Annotated in this window: 16 protein-coding genes; 5 read left to right on the plus strand and 11 right to left on the minus strand. The window is 67.4% G+C overall.

The features are described 5' to 3' along the window. Positions 1-48 precede the first annotated feature (48 nt). From atzF to OSB52_RS11015, 5 genes are all read right to left on the minus strand, one after another. On the minus strand, positions 49-1,701 hold the full coding sequence (gene atzF, locus OSB52_RS10995; RefSeq protein WP_266061655.1) for an allophanate hydrolase: 1,653 nt from the start codon (positions 1,699-1,701) through the stop codon (positions 49-51). After that, positions 1,698-3,722 (minus strand): 5-oxoprolinase/urea amidolyase family protein, encoded by a 2,025-nt coding sequence (locus OSB52_RS11000; RefSeq protein WP_266061656.1) that lies wholly within the window; start codon positions 3,720-3,722, stop codon positions 1,698-1,700. The genes atzF and OSB52_RS11000 overlap by 4 nt, the downstream gene beginning before the upstream one ends. 38 nt (positions 3,723-3,760) lie before the next feature. Next, on the minus strand, positions 3,761-4,423 hold the full coding sequence (locus OSB52_RS11005; protein WP_266061657.1) for an urea amidolyase associated protein UAAP2: 663 nt from the start codon (positions 4,421-4,423) through the stop codon (positions 3,761-3,763). A 96-nt stretch (positions 4,424-4,519) separates the two neighbouring features. Beyond that, the gene (locus tag OSB52_RS11010; RefSeq protein WP_266061658.1) at positions 4,520-5,374 is read right to left on the minus strand and encodes an urea amidolyase associated protein UAAP1; all 855 of its coding nucleotides are present in this window, start codon (positions 5,372-5,374) and stop codon (positions 4,520-4,522) included. A 40-nt stretch (positions 5,375-5,414) separates the two neighbouring features. Then, positions 5,415-6,956, minus strand: coding sequence for an amino acid permease (locus OSB52_RS11015; protein ID WP_266061659.1), 1,542 nt, complete (start codon positions 6,954-6,956; stop codon positions 5,415-5,417). Positions 6,957-7,196: 240 nt separating this feature from the next. Between OSB52_RS11015 and OSB52_RS11020 the strand changes: the two genes are divergently transcribed. Together OSB52_RS11020 and OSB52_RS11025 are read left to right on the plus strand one after the other, a co-directional pair. Beyond that, the gene (locus tag OSB52_RS11020; protein ID WP_235723492.1) at positions 7,197-7,844 is read left to right on the plus strand and encodes a TetR/AcrR family transcriptional regulator; all 648 of its coding nucleotides are present in this window, start codon (positions 7,197-7,199) and stop codon (positions 7,842-7,844) included. 135 nt (positions 7,845-7,979) lie between these two features. Then, positions 7,980-8,483 (plus strand): MarR family transcriptional regulator, encoded by a 504-nt coding sequence (locus OSB52_RS11025; RefSeq protein ID WP_235723491.1) that lies wholly within the window; start codon positions 7,980-7,982, stop codon positions 8,481-8,483. Positions 8,484-8,814: 331 nt separating this feature from the next. On the opposite strand, the gene mmsB is transcribed toward OSB52_RS11025, so the two are convergent. From mmsB to OSB52_RS11040, 3 genes are read right to left on the minus strand one after another with little or no spacing between them, the layout of a single operon-like run. After that, positions 8,815-9,684, minus strand: a complete 870-nt coding sequence (gene mmsB, locus OSB52_RS11030) for a 3-hydroxyisobutyrate dehydrogenase (RefSeq protein ID WP_235723490.1) — start codon at positions 9,682-9,684, stop codon at positions 8,815-8,817. Positions 9,685-9,728: 44 nt separating this feature from the next. Further along, positions 9,729-10,895, minus strand: a complete 1,167-nt coding sequence (locus tag OSB52_RS11035; protein ID WP_266061660.1) for an acyl-CoA dehydrogenase family protein — start codon at positions 10,893-10,895, stop codon at positions 9,729-9,731. A 38-nt stretch (positions 10,896-10,933) separates the two neighbouring features. Then, positions 10,934-12,472, minus strand: a complete 1,539-nt coding sequence (locus tag OSB52_RS11040; RefSeq protein WP_266061661.1) for a CoA-acylating methylmalonate-semialdehyde dehydrogenase — start codon at positions 12,470-12,472, stop codon at positions 10,934-10,936. A 200-nt stretch (positions 12,473-12,672) separates the two neighbouring features. Here OSB52_RS11040 and OSB52_RS11045 point away from each other — a divergent pair, with 200 nt between their 5' ends. Next, positions 12,673-13,134: a flavodoxin family protein gene (locus tag OSB52_RS11045; protein ID WP_266061662.1), complete on the plus strand. Its 462-nt coding sequence runs from the start codon at positions 12,673-12,675 to the stop codon at positions 13,132-13,134. On the opposite strand, the gene OSB52_RS11050 is transcribed toward OSB52_RS11045, so the two are convergent. Continuing rightward, complete coding sequence (locus OSB52_RS11050; protein WP_277615079.1) at positions 13,127-14,026, minus strand: DMT family transporter; 900 nt, start codon at positions 14,024-14,026, stop codon at positions 13,127-13,129. The two genes, OSB52_RS11045 and OSB52_RS11050, sit on opposite strands and share 8 nt — an antisense overlap. Before the next feature lie 66 nt (positions 14,027-14,092). Between OSB52_RS11050 and OSB52_RS11055 the strand changes: the two genes are divergently transcribed. Continuing rightward, positions 14,093-14,389, plus strand: a complete 297-nt coding sequence (locus OSB52_RS11055; RefSeq protein ID WP_235723486.1) for a hypothetical protein — start codon at positions 14,093-14,095, stop codon at positions 14,387-14,389. Then, on the plus strand, positions 14,386-14,871 hold the full coding sequence (locus OSB52_RS11060; protein ID WP_266061663.1) for a SixA phosphatase family protein: 486 nt from the start codon (positions 14,386-14,388) through the stop codon (positions 14,869-14,871). The genes OSB52_RS11055 and OSB52_RS11060 overlap by 4 nt, the downstream gene beginning before the upstream one ends. 97 nt (positions 14,872-14,968) lie before the next feature. On the opposite strand, the gene OSB52_RS11065 is transcribed toward OSB52_RS11060, so the two are convergent. Beyond that, positions 14,969-15,892: an esterase/lipase family protein gene (locus tag OSB52_RS11065; RefSeq protein WP_266061680.1), complete on the minus strand. Its 924-nt coding sequence runs from the start codon at positions 15,890-15,892 to the stop codon at positions 14,969-14,971. Positions 15,893-15,939: 47 nt separating this feature from the next. Further along, positions 15,940-17,064, minus strand: coding sequence for a DNA polymerase IV (locus OSB52_RS11070; RefSeq protein ID WP_266061664.1), 1,125 nt, complete (start codon positions 17,062-17,064; stop codon positions 15,940-15,942). Positions 17,065-17,108: the final 44 nt, after the last annotated feature.

Genomic DNA, 17,108 nt, shown 5'->3' on the forward strand with positions numbered 1-17,108 from the left:
GACTCAAACAGCTGCCATCACCTGGGCCGGGACCGACACGCCGCGCGTTCACCACCGGGTGCGGCTCAAGCGCTCCCCTCGCTCAGCGGCGTCGGCGGCGCATCCGAATCCCACGACCCATCGACCGTCGGACAGTTCGACGCTGCCCAGCATCATCGGGGCCGGCAGCGCAGCAAGAAACTCGCCCAGGGCATTCGGGGACATCACCCACACTTCGCCGGCGATCTCGTGTCCGCCGTCTGGATCCCGCACCAATCCCGGCTTGGCGGGAACGGTGTCCAACGCCACCAACCGGTAGCAGTCCGCAGTGCTCACCTCCCCCGCCCACCGCGCTCCACGCTCGGACAACTCATGCGTCAGCGGGCCACCGCGCATGTGGGCACCGAACACCGCGAGCTCCACCGTCGGGGCGACGGATTCCGGCCACGCGGCACCGGGGGTTTCGGTACGCAACCGTCGGGCCAGATCCATCACGACGGCGTCCTCGTGCGAGCGAGCCAACAGCGTGATGCCGAATTGCGCTTGTGTTCGGTCTGTTTCGTCAACGGTTCCGGCGGGCACAGCGACACCGCACAGATCGAAGAGGTTGCAGAAATTGGTGTAGGTACCCATCCGGGAATTCACGCCCACCGGGTCGGCGGCCACCTCGGCCAGACTGGGGTGGGCCGGCGCGGTGGGCACCATCAGCGCATCCGCGTCACCGAGTTCGGCCATTGCCTCACGTCGCAGCGTCGCGAGCCGGGACCGCGCCGCCAGCAGGTCGACTGCACTGAACCTGTCTGCGGCGCCGATGATCCCGGCGACGACTGGGTCTAGTCCGGCGGACTCGTCTGCGCCACGCAACCACCCGCCGACGGCGTGCGCGCGTTCGGCCACGAGCGCATCCTCGTACAGCAGTCGGGCGGCGGCCAGAAACGGCGTCAAGTCGATGTGCTTGATCCGCAGTCCGGCCGCCTCGGCAGTGGCAACGGCATCGGCAAACGCTGCACGCCAGGCATCGTCGAGCTCCGGCAGTTCGGCCGGAACCGCGATGGTCGGTTGTTCCGGTGCAGCCAATCGGCTCGCCGGGCCGTACGGCCGGGGCCCGGTCCCCACGGCCATCGCGGCCATCGCCCGATCGGCCAGGCCGAGGGACGCGGCGAAGATGGTCACCGTGTCATAGCTCTCACATGCCGGCACCACCCCCTCGGTGGAGACCACCCCTAGCGTCGGCTTGACACCGACGATGCCCTGCAGCCCGGCGGGCACACGTCCCGACCCGGCGGTGTCGGTGCCGATGGCGATGTCGGCGAAGCCGAGCGCCACCGCGACCGCCGAGCCCGAACTGGAACCACCCGAGATGTGTTCGGGTCGTCGGGAATCCCGCACCGCGCCATAGGGGCTGCGGGTTCCCACGAGTCCGGTGGCGAACTGGTCGAGGTTGGTCTTGCCGATCACCACCGCCCCGGCCGCCCGCAGCGCGGCGACTGCCGGCGCATCGACGTCCGGGTGGTAGCCATACCCGGGACATGCGGCAGTGGTCGGCAGCCCGGCCACATCGACGTTGTCCTTCACGGCGAGGACCACGCTCGCGAGCGGCAGACCGCTGCCCGCCGAGGCGGCGAACTCGGCAGCCACCTCCTCGCGCGGGCGGAGCGTGATGAACACCTCGGGCCGGTCGGCGTCGGCGATCCGGCGGTAGATGTCGTCGATGCGAGTCATGCGACCTTCCCCTGTTCGATGTTCTGGGCGCCACCACGTGCCGCGAATTCTCCCTGCTGAGACCAGCGTTCGCGCTCCTGGTCGCGAGCGGACACCATCGCCGATCGGGTGGCCGAGATGGCGCCGGCGTTGACATCGAGGAAAGCCTGATGTTCGGCCAACGAGAAGCTGCCCTCGGTGATCCGCATACTGTCGCCGCGACCGGCGGCCACGTCGGCACGCATGTCGAGCAACTCGTCGGCGCTCACCGGGTACCAACTGATGCGGTCGAAGAACCGCAGCAGCCACGGGTGCTCGGCGTCGAAACCGGGTGCCGGCTCGGGGTGGCGGTGATTCCACACCTGCGTGGTACGGCCGACGAACTGATAGCCGCCCGGCCCCTCCATACCGTAGACACATAGGTACGCACCGCCTATGCCGACCGCGTTCTCCGGCGTCCAGGTACGCGCCGGGTTGTATTTGGTGGTGACCAACCGATGTCGCGGATCGAGCGGAACCGCCACCGGCGCACCGAGATAGACGTCGCCCAGCCCCAGGACCAGATAGCTCGCGTCGAACACGATCTGGTGGACATCGTCGACCGAGTCGAGTCCGTTCATCCGACGGATGAACTCGATGTTCCATGGGCACCACGGCGCATCGGCGCGCACACCGAGCATGTAACGTTCGATGGCCTCCCGGGTGGCCGGGTCGTCCCACGACAGCGGCAACGACACCTCACGACTCGGGACCACGAGGTCCTCGGCGGCCGGCAACTGGCTCTCACACTCGGTCAGCCATTGCTGCACGTCGCGCTGCGACCACACATCGGGGTCCACCTTGACCTGCAGGGACCTGATACCCGGGGTGAGGTCGATGAGACCGGCCGGCCGCTCGGCGGCGATGCGCTCGCTGAGTGCGTGCACGCGGGCCCGCAACGCGAGATCGAGCCGCATGTCGCCGTATTCGACCAGGATGTTGTCATCGCCGCTGCGGCGATAAGTGACCGTGGTGGCCCCGTCGGCGGTCGTGGTGGTGCCGAGTATGCCGTCGTCGAGGTCGCCGCCGGCGGAGAGCACGTTCACCATCCCGGCCCGTCGGCCCGGGCCGATCGTGGACGGTGATGCCGCATGCTCACTGCGCACGGCGACGAAGCGGACGGTGTCACCGGGTTTGAGCTGACCCAACTTCCAGCGTTCCGCGGCGACCACGGTGACCGGACAAACGAATCCGCCGAGGCTGGGGCCGTCCGGTCCCAACAGGATCGGGGTGTCGCCGGTGAAATCCAACGCCCCAACCGAGTAGGCGTTGTCGTGGATGTTGGACGGATGCAGTCCGGCCTCGCCGCCGTCGTCGCGCGCCCACCGCGGTTTCGGTCCGATAAGGCGGATACCGGTGCGGTCGGAATTGAAGTGCACCTCATACGCGGTGGCAAAGACGTCGTCGATGTCGTCGGCGGTGAAGAACTCCGGCGCACTGTGCGGTCCGACCGTCACGCCGAGTTCCCAGGTGTGCGTGAAGGCAGGCTGCTCGTCGGTCAGGACGCGACGCGACCGCCCGGTCGGGGTGTCGGCCGGTGTGAGCTCGTCGCCGTCGGCGAGTTTGCGGCCGTCCTTGCCGCCGAATCGGCCCATCGTGAAGGTGGATCGGCTCCCCAGGTAGTCCTCGGCCTCGATACCGCCGGACACCGCGATGTAGATACGCATTCCGAGGTCGGCGGCCGCACCCACATCGAGGACATCACCCGCTTCGAGTCGTACCGGAACCCACTGCGCGACCGGACGTCCCGACACGGTGACCGGGGCGGGCGCGCCCCCCACCGCGACGATGGCAGGGGCGTCGAACCGCAGGGCGGGTCCCATCATCGTCGCCTCCAGACCGGCGGCGGTATCGCCGTTGCCGACCGCCTGGTTGACGAGCCGAAACGAGAGGTCGTCCATCGGCCCGGACGGCGGGACGCCGACTTTCCAGTAGCCGATCCGACCGGGCCAGTCCTGGATCGTTGTCTGTGGCCCCGCGCGGAGAACGGTGATGGTGGCCATGGGTTTCGAGCTCCTCGTGTTGGAAGGCAGTTCGGCGGTCAGGCCGAGGGACGGGTGATGATGACGCGCACCGCGGTCGGATCGAATCCGTTGCAGGGGTTGTTGATCTGCGGGCAGTTGGAGATCAACACCAAGGTGTCGACCTCGGCGCGCAGCGCGAGACGTTTGCCCGGCGCCGACAGGCCGTCGACGATGCCCAGCGAGCCGTCCGGGTCCACCGGCACATTCATGAAGAAGTTGACGTTGCCGACCAGGTCACGTTTACCCAGGCCGTGTTTCGCACCACCGATGAGGAAGTTCTCGACACATGCGTGCTGGTGTTTGGTGTGGTGGCCGTAACGCAGTGTGTTGGATTCCTGCGAACAGGCGCCGCCCAGGGTGTCGTGGTTGCCGACCTCGTCGTCGACAATCGTCATCAGCGCGTTGGACTCCTGGTCCCGGATCACGGTGCCCGTGGTCAGGAAGATGTTGCCCTGCGCCGCGATGGTGGCCTGCGCCGAGTACCGGACGGTGTGATCGTGGCCGCCGTAGAACAGGGTGTCCACGGCCTGGTTGCCGTAGAGGTCGACGATGGTCAGCACATCGCCGGCGGCGACGACGCCGGACCAGGGGGCGCGGGCACCGATGACGGCGTCGGTGATGATCTCTCCCGGGACGAGGGCGAGCTCGTGAGGGTCGGTGGGGATTTCGGTGGTGGTCATGCAACTTTCCGTTCAGGTGGTTGGTCTCGATGCGTCCCGGACTCGCTGCGCTCACTGTGGGCTACTCGACCAGCGGACGGGACGGTGGGTATCGGATCAGAAATGGGCTGCGGCCCAAACGTCTTCGGAGTTCGCTACCGCCCGCTGGTATTCGGGGTCGGCGTCGGCGACGCTGCCCAGCAGGTCGTCGAGGTCACCGGTGGCCCGCCAGGACACGACCTCGAGCGGGCCGGTGTCGAAGGTGGGCGAGGGATCGAGTGGATGGGCGGTGTTGACGACGGCCACCACGCACGGCAGGTGCAGGATCAACTCGACCGATTTGTCCCGCCCCGCCGACCCCTTCGAGGTCAGGGTGCCGTCGGATTCGACGACAACACCGTGGAAAAACGACAGCGACGGCGCCACGTCGGCGGCAGCGAGTCCGTGTTTGGCCGCTGCGAGCGTGAAGAGCTCGCGTCCGGCTGGGGTGTCCGAATGTGCCAGTCCGTCACCGTATTTCGCGATGTTGCGGGCCAGCGTGCTGGTGCCGCACAGGGCGTCGTGGTGACCGGAGTCGTCGGCGACGACGGTGGCCAGCGCACGTCCCTGGTCGCTGAGCAGAGGGTGGCCGGTCGACAGGTAGGCCTGCCAGGGCACCTTGACGGTGTCGGCGACATTGAGCCGCTCCCAGGGGGCATCGGCGCGCCAGAGCAGGAGGTGCGCGCAGGCCGAGCCGGTGATGTCCCGCAGCCGCAGGCGCGTACCCCGGGCGAGCACTTTGCTGGTGTACCGACCGCCGGGCACCGTTTCCGCCCAGGTCAGCCGGTCGGCGTCGACACCGGCCGGCGGGTTGGGCCAGTTGGCGGCGGGCACCACCGGCATCGAGTCGGTGATGGTGCCGGCTTGCGACCGGGCGTGTTCGCGGGCACCCGCCGTGGTGGCGGTGCCGTCGTCGTGGGTGATGGTGCTCATGATGTGACTCCTTGAGGGGATGCGGTCGGGTCGCGGGATCTCAGACCGGCGAGGTGACAGGCTTGGGATGTTCCTTGCCGCGGGGGAAGCATGCGATGCCGACCAGCACGGTGATGGCGATGCAGATCGGACCGGCCCACCGCAGGATCGGCATGTCGCCCGCGGGGTCGAACACCTCGGCTCGGGGCCAGGCGAGGTTGATGACCATGAGCGTGCCGTAGAGCACGGCCAACAGATTCACGACGATTCCGAACCATCCCATGGTGAACAGCTTCTTGCCCTCTGCGTCGACGGCCGCCCGATCGGTGGGCCAGCCCTGGAACCGGCGGTACAGCATGGGTCCGGTCACCGCCAGGTAGGCGAGGTAGATCAGGATGATGCAGACGCTGGCCAGGGTGGCGAAGATCGCCGAGTTGCCGACGTTGACGAGCAGGATGCCGATGCACAGCACCCCGATCAGGATCGCGGGCGCGATCGGGGTTCCGGTGCGCTCGTTGACATGCGACAGCGTCTTGGAGAACGGCAGCCGACCGTCGCGGGCCATCGAGAACATCAGCCGCGAGCACGCGGTCTGGATCGCCAGGGTGCAGATGAAGATCGCCACCGCGACGTCGCAGAGCAGCACCTTGCCCCAGAAACTGCCGAGCACCGAGTCGAGCACGTAGGGCAGGCCGCCGGTGGCCAGCTGTTCGTCGAGCGTCGGGGCCGCCATCAGCGCACCGAGCAGCATCAGACCGCCGCCGATCGCGGACACGGTCAGCGCCAGCCGGATGGTGCGCGGGGCGACACGACGCGGGTTGCGGGTCTCCTCGGCGAGCTCGCCGGCCGAACCGAAGCCGACCATGACGTAGGCGGCCATCAGGCCGGAGACGATGAAAGCCCAGATGTAACCGGGCTGCTGGCCGGGGACGCCGGTGTCGAAGACGACGTCGGGGCCGCGCTGGGCGTGAGTGAACAGTGCGAGCACCACGGCGACCACGCCGACCAGCTCACAGGTGACACCGATGTTGTTGATACGGCTCATCCACGAGATGCCCACACAGTTGATGGAGGTGACGATGACCAGCAGAATCGAACCGAGCAGGACCGCGTTGGCCGCGCCGCTGGTGCTGGTCAGGGTGGGGTCGTCGCCGATGATCTGGAACCCACTCCAGACCGACGGCAACACCACCTGCAGCGCGATGGCCGCGGCCGATGCGGTGACGATCTGGGCGATCATCATGAACCAGCCGCCGAACCAGCCGATCACCTCGCCGCCCATCCGCCGCGACCACTGGTAGATCGCGCCGGAGATCGGGTAGCGCGCCGCGATCTCGGCGAAGCACAGCGCCACCAGGAACTGGCCCGCGTAGACGATGGGCCAAGTCCAGAAGAAGGCCGGTCCGCCGAAGCCGAAGCCGAGTCCGAACAACTGGAAGATCGTCGTCAGGATGGACACGAACGAGAAGCCGGCGGCGAACGAGGCGAACTTGCCGAGCGACCGATGCAGCTGCTGGTCGTAGCCGAACTCCGACAGGTCGTCGGCGTCGCCTCCCGATGGTTCGGGCGGCACTGGCGGCGGCGTGATGGCGGTGGAGGTCATTGTCGTCGTCTCTCTGCTGAGGTCTGTGCGTCGGCTCCACGATGAGCGGCGTATCTGTCAGGTGATAGATAACCTTCCGCGAATTTCTATCAAGTGACAGAATTATTTCGTAGATGGAAACGCGCGCTACAAGTGTGTTACATCGCGCAGGTCAGCGGCCTGTCGGCTCCGCAATATGGGTGCGTTAGGGTGAATGCAGTCGGGTGTCGAGACCTCGACACAGGCAGAATCGAGGACCTCATGGCGTCGCGGCCGTCAGCATCGTCGGGCACCGCTGGCCCGGGCCGACCGCGTCTGGTCAAGCCACGACGGCACGGAGATTCCGCCAGCGAGGAGATCCTCGACGCGGCTGCCGAACTGTTCACCCGACACGGCTACACCGGAACGTCGACGCGGATGATCGCCGATGCGGTCGGGGTACGGCAGGCGTCGCTATACCACTACTTCAAGACCAAGGACGACATCCTCGCCGCTTTGCTCGCCACCACCGTCGATCCTTCGGTGGAGCGGGCCCGCGAGCTGCTGCAGGCCGACGAGGCGCCGCTTCACCGACTGTTGGATCTCGCCCGATACGACGTCACCCAGCTGGCCGCCGCGCGCTGGAACCTCGGCGCCCTGTATCTGCTACCCGAGCTGGCCGACGATCGGTTCGGCGAGTTCCGCGCCGCCCGGCAGGAACTCGCCGGCGCGTACGAGTCGCTGGCCACGGCGGCGCTCGGCACCGCCTCGGACACCCGGGCGCTGCTGCCGTTCCGGCTGGTGGAGTCGGTGATCATGATGCGGTCCGACGAGCAGCGCGGCGAGCTCGGCGACCACACCGTGGCCGGCCTGGTCGACACCATCGTCGGCGCCATCGAGATGCTCATGGAGCACACACCCAGCCACTGAGACCCGCTGGACCGCGCGCTCGATTGTTCTTCCCCCGGGTATCGGTTCGTTCTCCGGCGGCAGCTGGCGAGTGAAGCGATACCCGGGGGAGGAACCGCGACCTACCGATGCGCCGATCGCCGATAGGGTGTGAGCATGGCAGGCCGCAGCATGCGTTTCGACCCGATCGCCGAGGCACGACAGAACTGGGCGGACGCCGGGTGGGGGGACGTGGCCGACGGGATGGTCGCAGTGACCTCGATCATGCGAGCGCATCAGATCCTGCTGGCGCGCGTCGAGGGAGCGCTACGTCCGTACGATCTGAGTTTCTCGCGCTTCGAACTTCTTCGCCTGCTGGCCTTTTCACGACAGGGCGCGCTACCGATCACCAAGGCGAGTGATCGGCTGCAGGTGCACGTCACCAGCGTGACGCACGCGATCCGTCGGCTGGAAGAGGCGAAACTCGTCCGGCGCGTCCCCCACCCCACCGACGGACGCACCACCCTGGTGGAGATCACCGATCTCGGTCGTTCCACGGTGGAGGATGCCACCGCGACGCTCAACGTGGAAGTGTTCGGTGCGGTCGGGATGACCGACGACGAGATGGACTCGATGGTGAAAGCCATTCAGTCGCTACGGCACAACGCGGGCGACTTCTGACGACAGGATCTGCTTTCGGTGTCCATCCGGATCACCTCCGAGCCTGCTCGGATGGATTATCCAGCCGACGGCGACGAGCGGTGATGCTCACGGACATTTTCCAGCGTCCGGGTCGCCGAACGAGGATCGACGAGCGCAGCGAGGAGGACCGGAGTGAGAGCGGGGCCCGGCGCCATCCAGCGTCCGGGTCGCCGAACGAGGATCGACGAGCGCAGCGAGGAGGACCGGAGTGAGAGCGGGCCCGGCGCCATCCAGCGTCCGGGTCGCCGAACGAGGATCGACGAGCGCAGCGAGGAGGACCGGAGTGAGAGCGGGCCCGGCGCCATCCAAACTAGTGCAGGGTCTTGATGATCGCGCTGAAGTCGAGGTCGCCGTGCTGTTCGGCGAACGACTTGTAGATCTGCGCGGCGTGGGTGCCGAGTGGGGCACGGGAACCGGTGCTGCCGATGGCGTCGAGCGCCAGGCCGAGGTCCTTGTTCATCAGCGCCGTGGCAAAGCCCGGCTTGTAGTCGTTGTTGGCCGGTGAGGTCGGCACGGGTCCGGGCACCGGGCAGTTGGTCTGCACGGCCCAGCAGTTGCCGGTGGCGCCCGTGATGACGTCGTAGAGCGCCTGATCGGACAGACCCAGCTTCTCCGCGAGCACGAAGGCCTCGCCAACGGCGATCTGCTGCACCGCCAACACCATGTTGTTGCAGACCTTCGCGGCCTGTCCGGCCCCGGCGGCACCACAGTGGATCACTTTGCCCGCCATCGGTTCCAGGGTGGGCCGCGCCGCGGCGAAGGCGTCGTCCTCGCCGCCGACCATGAAGGCCAGCGTGCCCGCGGTCGCACCTTTGACGCCTCCTGAGACCGGGGCGTCGAGCTGGGCGAAGCCGTGCTCGGCGGCCTGCTCATGGATGGCCCGGGCGTCGTCGACGGAGATGGTGGAGCTGTCGATGAATAGCGCACCGGTCTGGGTGGCGGGCAGGATCTCGGCATAGAGGCTCTTCACGATGGCGCCGCTGGGCAGCATGGTGATCACCACCTGAGCTGCGGCCACCGCTTCCACGGCGGTCGGGAACGTCTCGACTCCGTTGCCCTGCGCCGTCTTCACCGCCTCGGGCACCGGATCGAAGCCGTGCACGGTGTGTCCGGCCTGTACGAGGTTGGCGGCCATCGGGCCGCCCATGTTGCCGAGCCCGAGGAAGGCGATCGTCGTCATTGTCGAATCTCCCAGTCTTGTGCGTTCACCCAGTGGTCTGCAGTTCAGTTGTCCCGATATCGGGTGGCGATCGATCGGCCGACCACCACACGCATGATCTCGTTGGTGCCTTCCAGTATCCGATGCACCCGTAGATCGCGGACGATCTTCTCGAGACCGTATTCATTGAGGTATCCGTAGCCGCCATGAAGTTGCAGCGCCTGGTCGGCCACGGTGAAACAGTTGTCGGTGACGAAGCGCTTGGCCATCGCACACTTCTCCACCTTGTCCGGCGCGTCGTTGTCGAGCGCCGAGGCGGCATGCCACAGCATCAACCTCGACGCCTCCAGCGACGTCGCCATGTCGGCGAGGGTGAACCGGATGGTCGGTTCGTCGATCAGCGCGCCACCGAACGCCTTGCGCGAGGCCACATAGCTTGCCGCACGATCGAAGGCGGCTTGGGCCCCGCCCAACGACGACGCGGCGATGTTCAACCGTCCCCCGTTGAGTCCGTTCATGGCGATACCGAAACCGATCCCCTCCTGCCCGCCGAGCAGGTTGGCGGCCGGCACCCGCACCTCGTCGAGGATGACCTGCGCGGTGGGCTGGGCATGCCAACCCATCTTTCGCTCCTGGGCGCCGAAACTCAGTCCGGGCGTGTCTTTTTCGACGATGAACGTGGAGATGCCCCGGGGGCCGCTGTCGCCGGTGCGAGCCATCAGGACGTACACGTCGCTGGCACCGGCGCCGGAGATGAACTGTTTGACGCCGGTGAGCACGTAGTCGTCACCGGAGCGCACCGCCCGCGTCGCCAACGCGGCGGCATCCGATCCGGCGCCCGGCTCGGTGAGGCAGTAGCTCGCCACGGCCTCCATCGATGCCATGCGCGGCACCCACTGCGCCCGTTGCTCATCGGTGCCGTACTTGTCCACCATCCATGTGCACATGTTGTGGATGGACAGGAACGCCGCGACCGCGGGATCGGCGTAGGCGAGCTGCTCGAAGATGCGCACGCCGTCGAGACGGCGCAGACCGCTCCCGCCGACGTCCTCGGAACAGTAGATGGCGGCCATGCCGAGTTCGGCGGCCTCACGGAGTTCGTCGACCGGAAAGTGGTGTCCCTCATCCCATTCCAGGGCGAAGGGCGCCAGCTTCTTGGCCGCGAACCCGGCGGCGGTCTCGACGATGACGCGCTCGTCGGCGTCGAGACCGCTGTCGGTGATGATCGTCATGCGAAGGATGCTCTCTTACGTCGCGGGTACCGAGGACTTCAGTCCATCGTCGGGATGACGAACTCGGCGCCGTCCTTGATGCCCGAAGGCCACCGGGACGTGATGGTCTTGGTCTTGGTGTAGAACTGGATCGACGCCGGGCCATGCTGGTTCAGGTCGCCGAAACCGGAGCGCTTCCAACCGCCGAAGGTGTAGTAGGCCACCGGAACCGGGATCGGGACGTTCACGCCGACCATGCCGACGTTGACCCGCGCGGTGAAGTCGCGGGCGGCGTCACCATCCTGAGTGAAGATCGCGACACCGTTGCCGTACTGGTGATCCGACGCCAGCGCGAGCGCCTCTTCGTAGTCGCCGGCACGCACGATCTGCAGCACCGGTCCGAAGATCTCGTCGGTGTAGGACGTCATGTCCTTGGTGACGTGGTCGAACAGGGTCGGTCCGATGAAGAAGCCGTTCGAGATGTCCTCGTCGCCGTAGGACTGGTCGTCGCTGGTGCGTTCCCGACCGTCGATGACCAGTTCGGCGCCCTCCTCGACGCCCTTGGCGATGTAGCCCTTGACCCGCTCGAGCGCGGCGGCCGTCACGAGCGGCCCATAGTCGGCCTTCGGGTCGAGGCTGTGGCCCACCCGCAATGCGTTGACCTTGTCAACGAGCTTGGCGCGGAGTCGTTCTGCGGTCTGCTCGCCCACCGGGACCGCGACACTGATGGCCATGCAGCGCTCGCCGGCGCTGCCGTAGCCGGCGCCGATCAGCGCGTCCGCGACCTGGTCGAGGTTGGCGTCGGGCATGATGATCATGTGGTTCTTCGCACCACCGAAGCACTGCGAACGCTTACCGTTGGCAGCGGCGGTCGAATAGATGTACTGCGCGATGTCGGAGCTGCCGACGAATCCGAATGCCTGCACGTCGGGGTTGTTCAGCAAGGCGTCGACGGATTCCTTGTCACCGTGCACGACCTGGAAGACACCGTCGGGCAGTCCCGCCTGGCTGAAGTACTCGGCGAGCTTCACCGGCACCGACGGATCCCGCTCGCTGGGCTTGAGGATGAAGGCGTTGCCGCAGGCCAACGCCGGACCGGCCTTCCACAGCGGAATCATCGCCGGGAAGTTGAACGGGGTGATACCGGCGACCACGCCGAGCGGCTGCCGAACCGAGTGGACGTCGATGCCCGCGCCGGCCCCCTCGGTGAATTCACCCTTGAGCAGGTGCGGGATCCCGATGGCGAACTCGATGACCTCGATGCCGCGCTGGATGTCACCCTTGGCGTCGGCGTGGGTCTTGCCGTGTTCCATCGACAGCAGGGTGGCGAGTTCATCGGCGTTCTGGTTGACGATGTCGACGAACCGCATCAGCACTCGCGCACGACGCTGTGGGTTCCAGGCGGCCCACTCGCGCTGCGCCTGCACGGCGGTGGCGACCGCGGCGTCGACCTCGGCGGTGGTGGCCAGCGGCACCTTGGCGGCGACCTGCCCCGTACTGGGATTGAACACGTCGGCGAAGCGGCCGTCGGTGGCCGGCACCGCGGCACCGTTGAGGTAATGCGGGATGGAACGGACGGCAGCGTCTGTAGTGGACACGAGGAGATCACCTGATTCGAGAGTCGGGGCAATGCCGGCAGGACCGGCTTCCGCATTAATAGTAGGACATCCAAGTATTTTCGCAACCCCCTCCCACCTGCGGGTTGTCCATTCCCAGATGGTTAGGGTAGCCTCACCTCGATAGTCTGGCTTGTGGAGTTGTGTCTCCCGAGAGCGCGACATCGAAAGGGGTACCAGCCATGTCCGTCGTCATCCTCTACGGCACCGAGACCGGCAACTGCGAATTGGTTGCCGACGCCATCGCCGATGTGCTCGCCGCCGAGCACGATCCGTCGATCTATGACATGAGCGAGTTCGCGGTCGAGGATCTCGACCCGGCCGATTTCCTGATCGCCGTCTGTTCCACCTATGGCGAAGGCGAGCTACCCACCGGCGCCGAGCCGTTCGCCGACGAGCTCGACGAGGTGAACCCCGACCTGACCGGCCTGCGATTCGCACTGTTCGGCCTCGGTGACACCGTCTACGGCGAGACCTTCAATCGCGGCGGTGAGATCATCGCCAGCATGCTCGTCTCCCGCGGCGCCACCCAGGTCGGCGAGCATGCGCGGCACGACAACTCGTCGGCGATCAAGCCGGCGAAACTTGCCGAGGAGTGGGCGCGGGGAATCAGCGGTCTGATCGACCCGGTGTCGGTCAGCTGAGGCTCGACCCGTCCGGCCGGTGAGCGCGGTGCGCGATCTCCTCCGCGCGCACCGCGGCGAGCTTTGTCAGTTCCAGGACCGCACGCACCATCACGGCGAGCACCGCGCCGAGGAACAAGGCCGTCGGCACCGAGACCTTGAGGTTCTCGCCGAGCAGCGCCACCCCGAGTGCCATGGACACCGCCAGTTCCATCACGGTCAGAGCGGGAAACGACGTCTGCAGCTCACCGGCGCCGAATGCGCGCTGCTGCATGAAGATCGCCGCTACTCCCACCACCGCGAACAGGTAGAGCTCGGGATACAGCAGGGCGCGGTTGAGGTCGTGGATCAGACGCACCGCGACCGCCTTCACCAGCAGCGCCGAGACGCCGAACAACGTACCCGCCGCGATCCCGTAACACAGCGACTTGTAGTGCCGGTTGGATCGCTCGGCCACGATGACACAACAGAGCACGCCCACGATGACCGCGCCGACGGTCACCACCACCAACAGCTCGTCGGGCCGTCGCTCCGACGGTTCGGGGCGCGAGATGGCCAGGAACACGGTCACGCAGGCGACCAGCACCGCACCCCACGCCCACTCGATCCGCAGCGGCCACCGATGGTCGGCCCAGGCCTCCATCGGCAGCGCGAACAGGATGGCGAGCACCACCAGCGGTTGCACCAGCAGGATGGACCCGAGTCCAAGCGCGGCGGCCTGCGCCCCGAATCCGGTCACTGCCACGACCGCACCCAACCACCAGCCGCGCGCTATCGCCCCGCTGGCATAGGAGGCCCGCTGACGCATCACGGTGCCACCTGCGATCAGAACGGCCGCCGTCACCGACAGCAGCGCGGGAACCCAGGTATGCACCCGGCCCACCTTAGCGATCGCGTCCCACGGTTCAACCATCCTGGAAGTACGCTGCTCACGGTGTGGATACCGCACCCTGTCGGCTCCGCGTCGTAAGTTGGGATCATGCGGTACCAGTCCGATCTCGAACGCCTGATGACCCTCGACGGCGACACCATCACCGTGGTGTGCGCGTCGCCCGATGCCGTGGTCGGCCTGATCGACGAGGCTGTCGACGAGTACATCGAATTCGACGAGCTTGCCGACGAGCACCTGGCGTCGGGCGCCGACGACGAGGCGGCCTACTGCCGCCAGGAGGCCGCCGCGTGGCGTGCCACGGTGACGCTGCTGCGCACCATCGCCCACGATGTCGGCGCCACCCGTGACGCCGCGATGCGCCGGCCCGACAGCGGTGCCGCATGAGTCGCACGCTGGTGCTGATGCGACACGGAAAGTCCGGATATCCGGCCGGCGTCGGTGACCATGACCGACCACTGGCCGACCGCGGCCGGCGTGAGGCGGCTCTGGCCGGACGCTGGATGACCGACGAGGGCCTGCGCATCGACGCAGTGATCTGCTCGACGGCCACCCGCACCCGGCAGACCCTGGACCGTACCGGCGTCGACGCGCCGGTGGTCTACGTCGACGACGTCTACGGCGGGTCGCCCGACGAAGTACTCGAGGCCGTTCGGGTGCACGCACCCGCCGATGCGTCCACCGTGCTGGTGGTGGGCCACGAGCCGGGAATGCCGGCCACGGCACTGACCCTCGATGCCGACGGCTCCATCGAGCGCTTCCCCACCTCCGCCTACGCCGTCGTCACCGTGGGCACCGACTGGGATCGTGTCGGCCTCGACGTCGACCCCGACGCCCGACTCGTCGGCGTGCGCATCCCGCGCGAGTGACATCGCGCGTCCAGCGATCTTGCGCGCGCGAATGACCGCTGGGCGCGCGACGATGCGGTGTCGAGTCCGCGGTGGCCACTCGATCAGCACGTCCGCCTCAGGCGCCGGTGAAGGGGGGCACCGCCACGCACGGCACCGGCGGCGCGTGGGTGGGGTCCAGGGCGCCGAGTACCAGCGCCGCGCTGCGTCGGTTCGAGGTGATCGAGGCGTGGTCGGAACGATCGATCGGGCAGCCGTCCTGCACGACGACGTTCCTGACGTCGGTGCCGGGCGGGCCGTCGAGAATCCCGTTGCTGTACGGGGTCACGATCTCGTCGTCGCGGGTCACGATGTTGGTGTAGGTGACGCCAGGCAGATAGGGAGTCGGTTGCCGCACTGCCTGATTGAACGACGTGTCCGCGGGTGGTGCGACGCACTCGGGGCATGCCGGACGCGAGGGCCGCCCGATGCCGAGCGCCCGGCGGAACGTGTCGATGGCATCGCCGCGACTGTCATCGGAGTCGGGATCCTGTCGCCAGTACGGCGCCAACGACACATAGTGGGCGACCTTGTCGCGCCCCCCGAGGTATTTCATCCAATACGTGGGGATCTCGGTGCCCTGCGAATGACCGACGATGTCCACCTGACGAGCATCGGTCGCCGCCATCACGTGGTCGGCGAACGCCTTGACCTGCCAGGCGCTGTCGACCTTCGGCCCCAGTCCGCCGAGTGCCGAGGCCGGCCACACCGTCGACAACGACCCGTAGGTGAGTGCGAACACGCAGTAGCCGGCGTTGTGCAGCACCGGCGCCAGCGTGGCCCAGTTGGTCTGCCGCCCACCGCCGGTGCCGTGCACCAGGATCACCGGACGCGGATGGCTCCGCGACGGCCGGCAGCCGAAGTCGTTGGTGCCCGGCAGCGACGCGCCCGGGTGGGAGAGCTCGGCACCGATACCGGCGGTGAAGTCGTAGACGACCGGCAACGGGCGTGGAGTCGCTGCGGCCGGGGCGTGGGACACCGCAGCGATTCCCGCGGCCGCCATGACCGCCGTGCCGACGAGGACCATCACCGGCCACAGCCATACCCGCATCAGTCGTCCTCCTCCGGCATCACCAGATCGCACCGCACGCCGAGCAGCCGCACGGGACGCTCGAGTTCGAAGTTGCCGAGCAGTTCGCCGACGACCGGCGCGATGTCGTCGTAGCCGGTGGTGGGCGCGGCGAGCTTGCGCGACTTGGTCCGCGTGTAGAAGGTCGTGGTCCGCACCGTGACGGCCACCCCGAACACCACGCGCTCCTCGGCGACGATCTCGGCCAACAGGTCGCGGGTCAGTTCCAGAGCTGCCGAGCACATCTCGTCACGATCGGCGAGATCGGTGGGATAGGTGCGTGACTTGGAATGCGAGCGGGCGAGCCAGGGTTCCTCGGTGATCGTGGCGTCACCGCCGCCCCGGCACAGCACGTAGAGCCAGTTGCCCTGATGGGGACCGAAGATCTCGATCAGCTGCTCGCGCGGGGTGGCGATCAGTTGCTCGACGGTCTCCACCTCGTGTGAGCCGAGCTTGGCGGCGGTTTTGGGCCCCACGCTCCACAGGTCGCGACAGGGCCGGTTGCCCATCAGGGCCAGCCAGTTCTGTTCGTCGAGCAGGTAGACCTTGTCGATGTCGAACGCTGCGAGTGCCCTTGACGCCGGTTCCGGCTTCTTCGCGAAACCGGTGGCCATCTTGGCGCGTTGCTTGTTGTCGGAGATCCCGATAGAGCACTGCAGGCCGGTGCGTTCGAACACGTCGGCCCGGATGCGCCGGGCCAGTTCGCCGATCGAGCTGCGGTCGGCCACGGCTGGTCCGTCGATCGGCTCGACACCCAGATAGGCCTCGTCCCAGCCCCACACCTCGAGCGGATGGCCCGAGGCCCGCAGCACAGCCATGACGTCGGCGGAGGCCACATCGTAGGCGGGTACGTCGAGCGGCAGGTAGACCGCGTCCGGCATCTTGCGATGCGCTGCGCGCAAAGGCATCCCCGCTCGCACGCCGACCGCGCGCGCCTCGTAGGAGGCGCATGTGACGACCTTGCGTGCCTCGGTCGGGTCCCCGTTGCCGCCCACGATCACCGGCACGCCCACGAGCTCCGGACTGCGCAGTCGCTCGACGGAGACCTGGAACTGATCGAGGTCCACATGGATCAGCCATCGATGACGTCGTGCTGCATCGACCACCCGTTCAGCCTACTGCGCCACCTGGACTGCACACCCGGTTCGGC

It is taken from the genome of Gordonia aquimaris, from assembly GCF_026262595.1.
GTDB classification, from domain to species: domain Bacteria; phylum Actinomycetota; class Actinomycetes; order Mycobacteriales; family Mycobacteriaceae; genus Gordonia; species Gordonia tangerina.